At 60.1% G+C, this 12,540-nt stretch carries 13 protein-coding genes and 1 pseudogene; 8 read left to right on the forward strand and 6 right to left on the reverse strand.

The genetic code is table 11. The features are described 5' to 3' along the window. Positions 1–43 precede the first annotated feature (43 nt). From OH764_RS35945 to OH764_RS35960, 4 genes are all read left to right on the forward strand, one after another. The gene (locus OH764_RS35945; protein WP_498852009.1) at positions 44–1,276 is read left to right on the forward strand and encodes a porin; all 1,233 of its coding nucleotides are present in this window, start codon (positions 44–46) and stop codon (positions 1,274–1,276) included. 64 nt (positions 1,277–1,340) lie between these two features. Beyond that, positions 1,341–2,525, forward strand: coding sequence for a fumarylacetoacetate hydrolase family protein (locus tag OH764_RS35950; RefSeq protein WP_498852010.1), 1,185 nt, complete (start codon positions 1,341–1,343; stop codon positions 2,523–2,525). Positions 2,526–2,558: 33 nt separating this feature from the next. Further along, entirely contained in the window at positions 2,559–4,001 is a 1,443-nt protein-coding gene (locus tag OH764_RS35955) for an aldehyde dehydrogenase family protein (protein ID WP_498852011.1), read from the forward strand. A 94-nt stretch (positions 4,002–4,095) separates the two neighbouring features. Next, the gene (locus OH764_RS35960; protein WP_498852038.1) at positions 4,096–4,266 is read left to right on the forward strand and encodes a hypothetical protein; all 171 of its coding nucleotides are present in this window, start codon (positions 4,096–4,098) and stop codon (positions 4,264–4,266) included. A 96-nt stretch (positions 4,267–4,362) separates the two neighbouring features. Here the strand turns inward: OH764_RS35960 and OH764_RS35965 are convergent, their stop codons facing one another. Genes OH764_RS35965 through OH764_RS35975 form a run of 3 tightly spaced genes read right to left on the reverse strand, consistent with a single transcriptional unit; the run spans position 4,363 to position 7,540 of the window. Further along, the gene (locus tag OH764_RS35965) at positions 4,363–5,361 is read right to left on the reverse strand and encodes a site-specific integrase (protein ID WP_498852012.1); all 999 of its coding nucleotides are present in this window, start codon (positions 5,359–5,361) and stop codon (positions 4,363–4,365) included. Then, positions 5,358–6,296 carry a site-specific integrase gene (locus OH764_RS35970; RefSeq protein ID WP_498852013.1) on the reverse strand — a complete coding sequence of 313 codons (939 nt, stop codon included), beginning with the start codon at positions 6,294–6,296 and terminating at the stop codon, positions 5,358–5,360. The genes OH764_RS35965 and OH764_RS35970 overlap by 4 nt, the downstream gene beginning before the upstream one ends. Beyond that, the gene (locus OH764_RS35975; protein ID WP_498852014.1) at positions 6,293–7,540 is read right to left on the reverse strand and encodes a site-specific integrase; all 1,248 of its coding nucleotides are present in this window, start codon (positions 7,538–7,540) and stop codon (positions 6,293–6,295) included. Before OH764_RS35975 ends, OH764_RS35970 begins: the two co-directional genes overlap by 4 nt. Positions 7,541–7,769: 229 nt before the next feature. Here OH764_RS35975 and OH764_RS35980 point away from each other — a divergent pair. Both OH764_RS35980 and OH764_RS35985 read left to right on the forward strand, forming a co-directional pair. Continuing rightward, positions 7,770–8,009, forward strand: a pseudogene (locus tag OH764_RS35980) (hypothetical protein); the annotation flags it as partial. Positions 8,010–8,130: 121 nt separating this feature from the next. After that, positions 8,131–8,862, forward strand: coding sequence for an IS6 family transposase (locus OH764_RS35985; RefSeq protein WP_498849139.1), 732 nt, complete (start codon positions 8,131–8,133; stop codon positions 8,860–8,862). A gap of 383 nt (positions 8,863–9,245) precedes the next feature. Here OH764_RS35985 and OH764_RS35990 read toward each other — a convergent pair whose 3' ends face one another. Next, a complete protein-coding gene (locus OH764_RS35990) occupies positions 9,246–9,593 on the reverse strand; it encodes an IclR family transcriptional regulator (protein ID WP_498852015.1) in 348 nt (115 codons plus the stop codon). Between the two features lie 71 nt (positions 9,594–9,664). Here OH764_RS35990 and OH764_RS35995 point away from each other — a divergent pair, with 71 nt between their 5' ends. Both OH764_RS35995 and OH764_RS36000 read left to right on the forward strand, forming a co-directional pair. Beyond that, positions 9,665–10,396, forward strand: a complete 732-nt coding sequence (locus OH764_RS35995; protein ID WP_498849139.1) for an IS6 family transposase — start codon at positions 9,665–9,667, stop codon at positions 10,394–10,396. Between the two features lie 92 nt (positions 10,397–10,488). After that, positions 10,489–10,791 carry a hemerythrin domain-containing protein gene (locus tag OH764_RS36000; RefSeq protein ID WP_498852016.1) on the forward strand — a complete coding sequence of 101 codons (303 nt, stop codon included), beginning with the start codon at positions 10,489–10,491 and terminating at the stop codon, positions 10,789–10,791. Between the two features lie 181 nt (positions 10,792–10,972). Here OH764_RS36000 and OH764_RS36005 read toward each other — a convergent pair whose 3' ends face one another. Together OH764_RS36005 and OH764_RS36010 are read right to left on the reverse strand one after the other, a co-directional pair. Continuing rightward, the gene (locus tag OH764_RS36005) at positions 10,973–11,923 is read right to left on the reverse strand and encodes a universal stress protein (protein WP_498852017.1); all 951 of its coding nucleotides are present in this window, start codon (positions 11,921–11,923) and stop codon (positions 10,973–10,975) included. 65 nt (positions 11,924–11,988) lie between these two features. Beyond that, positions 11,989–12,468 carry a hypothetical protein gene (locus tag OH764_RS36010; protein ID WP_498852018.1) on the reverse strand — a complete coding sequence of 160 codons (480 nt, stop codon included), beginning with the start codon at positions 12,466–12,468 and terminating at the stop codon, positions 11,989–11,991. Positions 12,469–12,540: the final 72 nt, after the last annotated feature.

The following is a 12,540-nucleotide window of genomic DNA, read 5'->3' on the forward strand; positions in this document are numbered from 1 at the left end:
CCCATGAAGCAAAAGCAATTAACGTCGACATAGAGGAGATTTAATGAAGAGTTTCTACTCGAACAAGACCGCCGTTGCCGCAGCAACGGCACTCGCGGCAGTTGCCCCGGCGTTCGCTCAAAGCAGCGTGACGCTCTACGGTATCGTCGATGATTCGATCGTTTATCAGAGCAGCCAGACGTCGCTCGGTTCGACGAGCGGTGGTCGCTCGAACGTCAAGATGGCATCGGGCATCTGGGCGGGCAGCCGCTTCGGCCTGAAGGGCGCAGAAGATCTGGGCGGCAGCACCAAAGCCATCTTCCAGTTGGAGTCGGGCTTCAACATCAACAACGGTGCGCAGCAGTACGCGAACGCGATGTTCGGCCGTCAAGCCTGGGTTGGTCTGACGAATCAGACGTTCGGTACGCTGACATTGGGTCGCCAGTACACGTCTTACTACACACTGATGGCGCCGTACAGCCCGACGAACTGGCTGACCGGCTACTTCGGCGCGCACCCGGGCGATCTGGACGCATTGGACACAATCTACCGCGCGAACAACTCGATCGTCTATACGTCACCGAAGCTCTACGGCGTGACGGTCAGCGGCTCGTACTCGCTCGCAGGCGTGCCGGACAGCGTGTATCGCGGTTCGACGTGGTCGGCGGCGATACAGTATCAGCAAGGCCCGATCGGCGGTACGGTCGCGTTCTCGCGCATCAACAACTCGACCGTCGGCGGCGGCGTCTACGGGGCGGATTCGACGATGAATACGGCTGGCCAGTCGGGTGTGTCGGCGGTGACGAACGGCTATCAGGGCGCGCAGGCGCAGAATCGCTTCGCGGTCGGCCTCGGCTACGTGTTCAACAGCGCGTGGGACATCTCGGCCACGTACACGAACGTTCAGTACATCCCGGGCGTGCTGTCGAAGTTTACCGACGAGCAAGTCTTTAATACCGCTGGCACCGTGCTGCACTGGAAGCCCACGACGGCATGGGACTTTGCTGCAGGCTACAGCTACACGTGGGCGAGCAAGGCGAACGGAATCGACGACGCAGCGTCGTACCACCAGTTCAACCTGTCCCAGTACTACGCGTTGTCCAAGCGTACGGGGTTCTACGCACTCGAAGCGTTCCAGCGCGCGAACGGCCGGACGCTTGGTACGCCTACGTTCCCGGGTGGCCCGACCAACCGCTCGATCGCCGCAACGGCGTCGATCGGCGACGGCTTCCAGTCGACTCCGTCGTCCTCGCGCAGCATGTTCGCAGCAGGCGCGGGTATCGTCCACCGCTTCTAGCACCGGGTTTTGACCTTCTGGCGACTACGATTGCCAGCACTTCCATTACACATTGGATCCGTTCATGATCTCATATTCCAGCTATCTGCCTGACGATCTCGACGGTGCCCTGCTCGTTGGCCGCGTGTGGCGTCAAACGAAGAACGGCGCGGGACCGTGCGTCGTTGCGGTTCGCGGCGGGGAAGTATTCGATATCTCCCGCATCGCACCGACAGTGTCCGATCTTTTCGATCGCCAGGATCTGGTCGAACTCGTCCGGCAGGCTTCCGGCGAATCTCTGGGTCATGTCGGCAAGCTGATCGAAGCCACTGTCGCCGCACAACGGAAAGAGGATCAATCCTACCTCCTGGCTCCGTGCGATCTGCAAGCCATCAAAGCCTGTGGCGTCACGTTTGCCGTGAGCCTTCTTGAACGCGTCATTGAAGAGCAGGCGGGCGGCGACCCTGCGAAGGCTGATGAAGTGCGCGCTGCGATCACGCGTCTGATCGGCACCGATCTGTCGAAGATCAAGCCCGGCTCAGAAGCTGCCGCCAGGCTCAAGGAAGAACTGCAGCGACGCGGTGCATGGTCGCAGTACATGGAAGTCGGAATCGGCCCCGATGCAGAAGTATTTTCGAAGTCGCAGCCTATGTCTTCGGTCGGACTCGGTGCCGATATCGGCTTGCTGCCTGCTTCGAAGTGGAACAACCCAGAGCCGGAGATCGTCCTTGCAGTCAACAGCAAAGGCGAGGTGGTGGGCGCCACACTGGGTAACGACGTCAATCTGCGCGACATTGAAGGCCGCTCCGCGCTGCTGCTGGGCAAATGCAAGGACAACAACGGCTCATGCGCGGTCGGTCCGTTTATCCGCCTGTTCGACGAACGGTTCACGCTGGACACGATTCGAGAAACGAGTGTTTCGTTGCGCGTCGAGGGTACCGACGACGGCTTCCTGCTTGAGGGCATCAGCCATATGCGGGAGATCAGCCGTGACCCTCTTGACCTGGTGAATCAGACCTGGGGCAAGCATCATCAGTATCCCGATGGCTTCATGTTGTTCCTCGGCACGATGTTCTCTCCGATCAAGGATCGCGATGCGCCGGGTGGCGGCTTTACGCATCACCTCGGCGACCGCGTGATGATCAGCGCCCCTCCGCTTGGCGCACTCGTCAACACCGTGCGGCTGTCGACCGAAATCGCTCCTTGGACATTCGGCGTGCGTGCGCTGTACGCCAGCCTCGCCGAGCGCTCGCTGCTGAACCGCAGCTGATCAACCGCGTATTTACTCATTGATGGATTTACGATGACGCAATTCAAGAACTTCATTGGCGGCGAATGGGTCGATGGCAACGACTCCGCTCCTAATGTGAACCCTTCGGACACGAGCGACGTGATCGGCCATTTCGCACGGGCCAGCGCGGATCAGACGCAGAAAGCAATCGCGTCTGCACGCTCAGCCTTTCGCACATGGTCGCTCAGCACCCCACAACAGCGCTTTGACCTGCTCGACCAGGTCGGCAGCACCATCCTTGCGCGCAAAAACGAACTCGGTAAGCTCCTGGCACGCGAGGAAGGCAAAACGCTCGCCGAAGCAGTCGGCGAGGTGGGACGCGCCGGACAGATTTTCAAGTTCTTCGCGGGCGAGGCATTGCGGGTCGGCGGCGAGATTGTGCCGTCGGTTCGCCCGGGACTGACGGTCGAAGTCACACGCGAACCGCTGGGCGTCATCGGTCTGATCACGCCGTGGAACTTCCCGATCGCTATTCCCGCCTGGAAGATCGCTCCTGCGCTCGCGTATGGAAACTGCGTGGTCATCAAGCCGGCGGAACTCGTGCCGGGCAGCGTATGGGAACTCGTCAAGATCATCGCCGAAGGCGGTGCACCGGCGGGCGTAATCAATCTCGTCATGGGCACGGGTTCGATCGTCGGGGAAACACTCGTCAAATCAGCTGGCGTGGATGCCATCAGCTTCACGGGCTCGGTTGGGACCGGCCACGCGATCGCCGCGAAATGCGTCGCCACCGGGAAGAAGTTTCAGCTCGAGATGGGTGGCAAGAACCCGATGGTCGTGCTCGACGATGCCGATCTGGACGTCGCGGTCGAGGCGTGCATCAACGGCGCCTTCTACTCCACCGGCCAGCGTTGTACCGCCTCTAGCCGCCTGATCGTGACGAGCGGCATCCACGACCGTTTTGTCGAGGCCATGCAGGCGCGCATGCGCAGTCTCAAGATTGGTAACGCGCTGGATGCGTCGACGCAGATCGGTCCTGTTGTCGATGCCAGACAGCTAGAACAGGACGAGCGTTATATCGAACTCGCACGCACCGAAGGTGGTTCGGTGTTTGGCGGTGGTCGTGTTCCCTCGGCGACTGAAGGATTCTTCCTGGCGCCCGCTCTCGTGACCAACACGACCTCGGCGATGACGATCAACAGGGAGGAAGTGTTCGGCCCTGTCGCTTGCGTCATCAAGGTCGCGGATTACGAAGAAGCGCTTGCCGTTGCCAACGACACGCCATTCGGCCTTTCCGCTGGCATCTGCACCAGGTCGCTGGCTCATGCGAGCCATTTCAAGCGCCACGTACAGGCCGGCATGGTGATGATCAATACGCCGACGGCGGGCGTCGACTACCACGTTCCGTTTGGCGGCCGAAAAGGATCGAGTCTGGGTCCCCGTGAACAAGGGACCTATGCTCGCGAGTTCTATACGACCGTGAAAACCGCTTATATCGCGCCGGGGAACGTTTGAGCAAACGATGAAATAGCGAGCGAGAACCGGCAGCGCGGTATGTGCTGCTCGAGTTCTCGCGTTGAAGGTCCGTCGATCGGTATGGAGCAGCCACTTGAATGACGATCTTTGCGCGACCGCGAAAGGTTGCTTACGACTGGCAAGCGTCCGCTCGCTGATCTCGTTTCGATTGAACTTCGGTTTGCTCGGCCATTTCAAGCGCGTCATCCACCTCGATCCGGAGGTACTGCACGGTACTTTCCAGCCTATTGCCCGCAGGCAATAGGCTGGACTATGTCCCGCGCTGAACTATGTCCCGTGGCGCATGAGACTGACATGACGTCATCAGTTGGCCGCTCGCAGCGCGGGATATAGTCCGGGCCTACAGGCCCTTCAGAAACGCCAGCAATCGGTCATCCGGCCGATACCGTCCCGGCTTGCCGTTGGGGGGCGTCGTCCGGTCCAGGACCTCCTGTTTCAACGTTAGGTTAGCGTCGAGGTAGACTTGTGTTGTTTCCACCGATTCGTGACCGAGCCACAGTGCGATCACCGAGGGTTCGACGCCCTCTTGCAGCAGATTCATCGCCGTCGTGTGTCGCAACACATGCGGGCTGACGCGCTTGTTCTTCAGCGAAGGGCATCTGTCTGCTGCCGCCACGACATATTTGCGAAACAGGTAGTGCATGCCGTGTGCGCTCAGCCGGCCCCCACGTGCATTTGGGAACAGTGGCTGATTCGCGGCCCGCGGCGGCTCCTGAACCCATGCGGCCAAGACGGCACGAGTGTTCTTGCTCAACGGCGTGCAACGCTCCTTGCGTCCCTTACCGAACACGCGGACATGTGCGCCAGCGCCAATGTGGAGGTCCTCGCGCCGAAGGCCGGTCAGCTCAGACAGGCGTAACCCCGTCTGAACCGCCAGCAGCAACAGGGCGTGATCGCGGCGACCTGACCAGGTGTGTTGGTCAGGTGCGGCCAGCAGTGCATCGACCTCCTGCCGGCTCAGGAATGGGACCAATGCGCGGCTAAACCGTTTGGCCGGGATGGCCAGCACTCGCTGGATGTGCGCAGCGTGTGACGGCATCTCGAAGGCCGCATACCGGAAGAACGAATGCACTGCAGTCAGACGCAAGTTTCGCGTTCGAGCTGTGACGCCACGCACCTGTTCCTGTTCATCGAGGAAGTCCATGACCAGCGGCGCGTCAATGTCTTCCAGGGCCAGAGTTGATGGCGCTTTATGCAGGCTTCGCTGTACAAACTCCAGCAGCAACCGGAATGTGTCGCGGTACGAAGCAATTGTGTGAACGCTGGCTTGACGCTGGTGCATCAGGCGCTGGATGAAGAACTTCTCCAGTAAGTTGGCGAAGCTGGGTTCCCTCGTCATGATGACTCTCCCCAACGGCGTTCCAGGCGAGCCATCGCTTGTGCCATCAATTCTGGCGAGCCGCTCAGATACCAGTATGTGCCGGCCACGTAGATGTGCCCAAGATAGGTCGACAGCACCGGCAACAAGCGCCATGCGTCCTGTCCCGACTGATACCAATGTGTCAGCACTTCAACTGCAAAGCGATGCCGGAAGTCATGTAGCCGCGGCCCCTTGCTTGCGCCTTCGGCACGCAGTCCCGTTTGCCGCGACAGCGCGTAGAACGTCCGATGAACGCGACCCACGTCGAGTCTGGTTCCGCGATTCGTGACGAAGACATACGACGAGACCTGGCGACCGAGGAACTGCTGGCGGCGCCTGAGATAGTCAGCCATGACGGTACAGGTGGTCGGATGAATGGGGACCAGGCGCGACCGGCCGAGCTTGGTGCCGCGAATCAGTAGCACAGCCTCTTCAAGGTCCACGTCATCAAGCTCCAGGTTCAGCGCTTCGCTAATACGCAGGCCGGTGACGCTGAGCAAGCCGATGAGGCAATGGAACACCCAGGGCCGCAGCGGCGTCGACGGCCAGGCAACCGGCAGTAGCAATGCCGCTTCCAGCAAGCGCTGTACTTCCGCTTCTGTGTATAAATAAGGTCTGGCTCGAGTAGACCGATGGGGCAAGAGGCCGACCGGCGGAATTTCCGTGCGGCTGTCAGTGGCACTGCGGTGGCGGGCAAAGCCGCGCACGAAACAAAGGCGCCTGGCCCATTCTGCGGGTTGAACCGACGGATGTTGCGCCCACTCGAGAGCGAGGCCGGTGCTGATATGCCCGGCTTGCCGCGTCTCCATGAAACTGACGAAGCGGGGCAACAGCAAGCCGGCATCGTGCATCTTGAAGCCCAGGCTGCGGCGCAGTTCGAGGTACTCCTGGAGTGCCTCGCGAAGTGTGTTCATCGCACACCTCCTGGCCAGGCCATGGCTAACGTTCGGAGTTTGCAGAGATCGACCTTCGCATAAAGGCTGGTGGACTGCGGGCTACGATGACGAAGCACCCGTCCGATCTCAGGCAGCGATGCGCCGGCCTGTAACATGCGAACGGCCAGGGCATGCCGGAACTGGTGAGAGCCGTGGTGCGGCGCGTCGACCTGGGCACGATTGAGCGCGTGGCGCACAATCGTGCCGATCCCGTCAGAACCTTCCATCAGCCCGCGTATCGGCGCTACGGATCGAAGGAAGAGATGCCGGTCTGGACTCGTGGGACGCCCATGCCTGAGATAGGCGGCGATCGCGTCGCCTACGTCGGCGGTCAACGGCAGGAAACTCTCCCGTCCGCCCTTGCCGCACACACGCAATTGAGCGCGGTCCCAGTCGACGTCATCCAGCGTCAGCCTGACGATCTCGCAGGCTCGTAGCCCCAGTCGTGCCAGAATCAGCAGCACGGCGCGATCGCGTCGCCCCACCGGAGTCTGACGGTCGCAACTGTCAATGGCGCGCTGCGCGTGTTCGGCCGAGATTGCCCGTGGGATTTGGGGCGTACTCGTCCAGCCTGCCACCGCGGGCACGCTCAAGGCGAGCCCTGCCGTGACTTCTCCACGGAACTGGGCGTAACGAAGGAAAGACCTCAATGCCGTGACAACGGTCTTAAGCGCAGCAGGCCTCATGCGCTTTGCCTCGCTCTGAATGAAGGCGTATGCGTCGACGGCGCGAACGTCTCGCAGACAGACATCTCCGTGACCGAAACGCCACACCAGGAATTTGCGGGCCATCCTCGCGTAGGACTCGATGGTCACAACGGCTAACCCCTGATCGCGCCGTAAGGACTGTACGAACTCCTCGACAACCTCGTCAGCGGCAGTAGCGTGTGCTGGCGCGGCCGGACATACTCCCCGGTCACGCAAGTAGCCTATCAACAGTTCTAACACGTGCAGTTCACGGCGTCGCGTCTCGAAGCATCGCGATCGATGTCGCGAACGAAAGCGCTGATACCGTGCAATGTCGTCGTCCGTCAAGGCGTGGAAGGAAATGCGACGATCCTCGCACCAGCGTTCAAATGCAAGTGCGTGCTGCGCCAGTTGGCATACGTAGCTGAGCGCGTATTGCTGCTTGATCAGCGAGCCAACGAACTCTACAAGGGGTTCCGCAGTTGCGCTTCGGACGGCGCGGACCAGCGCGTCCGCGTTCTCGTAAGAATGTTCCACGAGCTTCTCCTTTCAGGCAAAGTGCCTACAAGGGAGAATGCCAATGTATAGCGACCATGCCGCAAATCCACTATGGGCTGACGCTTCCACCAATCACGGGACATAGTCCAGCGCGGGACATAGTCCATCTTGGTATGGCCTAACAACAATTGGACTGCATGTAAATTTTTGGTGCGTCGATAGATCAGCGAGGCTTGGCCAAGTTGCCAACGTGGTCGCGTAAAATCCGGAGAGGCGCTTGCGCGGATTTCGCGACCCCAAGCGCACCCAGGCGTTTCTCTCGAGCTTCGGACCGATCCGGCAGCACTTCGCGCTCAAGCGACATTTGCTGCGTGCGTGTCTCTACTGCAAACAGCTCGCTCAGCGTTTTGACGCGCAGCATCGTTTCACCGAGCTCGCCCAGAAACCGTTCGCCGTCGGAGCAAACACACGTCCCCGGCAGTCTTGCGTCGTCGGCCCGTCAACGTGACAGCGCTGTGCCGTGTGGGGGGGGGGTCGCGATCGGCGTGGGCAACCCAGCCGTAGATAGTCGGCGTACTCGGGCCGAAGGCTCTGTCAGGTTGATGGGGAGGCGGCGGTAGAATGAAGTGATGAAGAAAACGAAATCGCTTTATCACGGTCACCGCTTCCCTGCAGTCGTCATCAGTTGCGCGGTTCGGTGGTATTTCCGGTTCAACCTGAGCCTTCGCGACATCGAGGAATTGTTGCTCGAGCGTGGTGTCGTGGTCACATACGAAACGGTCCGTTGCTGGTGTGACAAGTTCGGCGCTCGATTCGCCTGTTGTGCCAAAGCGGCGCGGCGCAAGCCGGGCAGTACATGGCATCTGGACGAAATGTTCGTCACACTGCGCGGCGAGCCGTATCTTTTGTGGCGAGCGGTCGACGAGCATGGTGTCGAACTCGACGTGCTGGTGCAAAAGCGGCGCGACAAGGCTGCGGCAAAGCGCTTCTTCCGGCGGGTGCTGCGTTCAAACCCGCTGCCGCGCAAGATCGTTACCGACCAGCTGCGCAGCTATCCCGCAGCAAAGGCCGACATTCCCGAGCTCGCTCATATTAAGCACGTCTTCGTCAAAGCGGCTGCACGCGTAAATAACCGTGCTGAGAACAGCCACCAGCCGACCCGCAGGCGCGAACGACAGATGTGCGGCTTTCGCGATGCGCGTCGCACGCAGGCGTTCCTCTCATGCTTCGGCCCAATCCGGCAGCACTTCGCGTTGCCCAGACATCAGATGAACGCGGCATGTCATCGTGCCGTACTCCAGGAACGCTTCGCCACATGGCATGGATGGACTGTTACTGCCGCAGTCGAGTGCGTTATCTGATAAGGATAACTATGCTTTAGCTACTCAGGTAGTCTACGCCCGACAAGGTGACAGAGCCGGTGGCGATGACAAATTGGCTACGTAACCATCTCGAAATCACACCGCCTTGGGAGACGGAATGTTCACAGGGCTAGCGACAGCAGTCGGTCGCTCAACATCCATGTGAGCGGCAGCCGGAGGCAAGCACGGCTTGCCGTGACCTTTCACTCAATAAGAGTTTGGGTCACCGGTCTCGCGCCATTGAGCGGCCGCACGACACTCGCGCACATACCTTTCGTTTTCGGTGGCCCGAAGCGCTCCGCTAGCTGATGAGGACGGAAATTCAGCGCCAACATCCGAAACTGCACGTTGACTGCTCACGCGCCATGCAGCAAGCCTCGCGGTCAGTTCTCCATGCGGACGACTTGCCCGCCCAACCTTTCGGTCAACTCGCGGGCGACGCCCAGCGCTACATCTCGATGGCGCGCGGCGGCCTTGCCTTCCAGGGATGTCGTGCTCACACAGACCGAAACCGCTGCTACCGCGGCGCCAGTGGCGTCGAACACCGGAGCCCCGAACGCATAGACGCCTTCCCGAATACCTTGATCATCAACGCTGTACCCGCGCTGTCTCGTAAGTTCCAGCTCTTTGAGAAGAATATTCAAGGCCCGAGACCCGCCTGAACTCTTCGAACTCTGCAGCCCCTCGCTTATGATCCGCCTGGCCTCCTCAGCCGGCAAGTACGCAAGCATCGCCTTGCCGCTCGCCGAAACCCACGCAGGGCTCTGTCAGGTTGATGGGGAGGCGGCGGTAGAATGAAGTGATGAAGAAAACGAAATCGCTTTATCACGGTCACCGCTTCCCTGCAGTCGTCATCAGTTGCGCGGTTCGCTGGTATTTCCGGTTCAACCTGAGCCTTCGCGACATCGAGGAATTGTTGCTCGAGCGTGGTGTCGTGGTCACATACGAAACGGTCCGTTGCTGGTGTGACAAGTTCGGCGCTCGATTCGCCTGTTGTGCCAAAGCGGCGCGGCGCAAGCCGGGCAGTACATGGCATCTGGACGAAATGTTCGTCACACTGCGCGGCGAGCCGTATCTTTTGTGGCGAGCGGTCGACGAGCATGGTGTCGAACTCGACGTGCTGGTGCAAAAGCGGCGCGACAAGGCTGCGGCAAAGCGCTTCTTCCGGCGGGTGCTGCGTTCAAACCCGCTGCCGCGCAAGATCGTTACCGACCAGCTGCGCAGCTATCCCGCAGCAAAGGCCGACATTCCCGAGCTCGCTCATATTAAGCACGTCTTCGTCAAAGCGGCTGCACGCGTAAATAACCGTGCTGAGAACAGCCACCAGCCGACCCGCAGGCGCGAACGACAGATGTGCGGCTTTCGCGATGCGCGTCGCACGCAGGCGTTCCTCTCATGCTTCGGCCCAATCCGGCAGCACTTCGCGTTGCCCAGACATCAGATGAACGCGGCATGTCATCGTGCCGTACTCCAGGAACGCTTCGCCACATGGCATGGATGGACTGTTACTGCCGCAGTCGAGTGCGTTATCTGATAAGGATAACTATGCTTTAGCTGCTCAGGTAGTCTACGCCCGACAAGTTGACAGAGCCGCCGGGACCATCCGTGGCGGGCGCCCTGGCCAGCATGAACGATTTGCTCGCACACAAGCTCGTTCCGCATGAACAGCACGACGACCTGGAAGTCTATCCGGGCCTTGCAGCCCTTCTCGGCGGAGAAGACCCGATGGCGGCGATGAGCGCCATGCACCGAGAAATCTTCCGGATCTCCCGTTTACTTCGGCAGATGACGGACACAGTGCCAGCCGCGGGACCCGATCCCGATAGCATCCGCGAAATCCAGCGCCTGCTGTATGGACTCGATGCGATCGTACGCCTGCATTGCGCCCAGGAAGAGGAACTGTTCCATGCGCTCGGGGAAGGAGCGTAAAGACCGATTTCCTGTATGTGTGCGCTGGTATCGTTGTGGGCAGCGAAATACATCAGGGTCGATTACCCGGCATCCTGACCGCGAATATAGGAATTCCGTCTGAGTTCAACGGCACTGGCGCGGCAGTGCCGGTTTGGTCCCACGATAATTGAAATCACAATTGGTTTATGTGCGCTGCGGCTCAGGCGTCCTGTGTGCCGACGAGCAGTAGTGGGGATTGCGCAAGATGCGCGACTCGCCCCGCAACGCTACCAAACAGCCAACGTGATATACCACGCCTGCCATGCGTGCCCATCACAATCAATTGCGCGTGACAGTTGCTGGCTTCGCGAACGATGGTATGGGCCACATCGTCGCTGGTACGACGCGTCTTCACAAGTGCGGTACTCGACCGTATCGACACATGCGAAAGAACCGGCTCCGCAGCCGCAAGTGCATGCTTGCCTTCATCGAAGAAAGCGTCCTCCAGTGCGTCGATGGGAACGAAGTCGCTCAGCCGTACCGCGCGATCGATCACATAGATGGCTCGCAAAGAAGCGTCGGGTGCCGCAAACCGCACACCAAAGCGCAGCGCGGTTGCCGCATGTGGACTTCCGTCGACCGCGAACAGGATGCGCTCCGGCAAGTGTTCGTTCTCGACGTTATAGCCTTCGGGTACTACAAGCAGCGGGCAGTGCAGAAGTTTTGACAACGCCTCGGAGACGGTCCCCTCAACCCAGCGCGTCAGCCCATGGTGGTGGCGCGCGCCTACGACCATCAGTTCGGCTTGCCATGCATTGGCTGCATTCACCAACGCTTGAACAACGACCCCGCCGCGCTTCGAGAGGTCAACCACTTCCGTCTCGATGCGTACGTCACATGACGCCAGTAAAGCTTGGGCCTGTTCGAGCGCCGCGGCCGCATCCTTCAGCAGTTCTTCGCGCACTGAATCCAGGGTGTGGCCGACATGCCGACCGCTCGGAAAGAGTGTATGCGGATTCTCGGCCACGCTCACGAGCCGGACTTCGCCACCGTGCGGGAGGATGTGACTCGCGTAACGGAGCGCATTGCGCGATGCTTTCGATGAATCAACAGCAATGAGTACTCGGCGTGGCAATGCCGGATTGACGTCGTCGGGTCCGATCGAATTCATGGTTTACCCAGTAAGCTTATCGACTGCCATCCGTCAAGCCGGCATAGCGGGGACACATACCAACTTCAGAAGCGATGGTCGTAGTTCAACCGGATCTTCGTCGGCTTCGGCTGATCCTTCTGCGTAACAATCAGATCAACGTGGTAAATGCCACTCCACGGCATCTGGAAGTCGTTGTCATATGTGACGGCGCTGCCCACCTTGACGGCATCCAGGCGCCTCTCGACTGGCTTCGTGTGAAAGTGTGTATCGTGGGCCCGGGGGCCCTTGACGCTGGCAAGTACAGTGGCGTCGCTCACGCGTCTGCCCGTGGCCGCCTCAAAGATTGCAACGGTCAGATGGTACTGGTTGGGACTCGGAGCGGTGATGTTGCTCGCCGCGTTCGATCCGGAATCTCGCAGCTTGCTGGACGGAATCACGCCGTAGTGAACGGTGAGACCGTGTGCAGTGACACTGTGGGAAAGATCGTCTGCGTAAGCAACAGCGCATACGCCAAGAAGAAGCGTCGTAAAGATTGCGTTGATCAGCTGGAGCCGCATGCGCATGTGAACCTCCCACCTGGTTGATTAGGCAGACTGTGGATACCCCTGATTCTGGCCTGCTCATTGATATCGTCG

Source organism: Burkholderia sp. M6-3, assembly GCF_050858985.1.
Classification (GTDB): Bacteria; Pseudomonadota; Gammaproteobacteria; order Burkholderiales; family Burkholderiaceae; genus Paraburkholderia; species Paraburkholderia caledonica.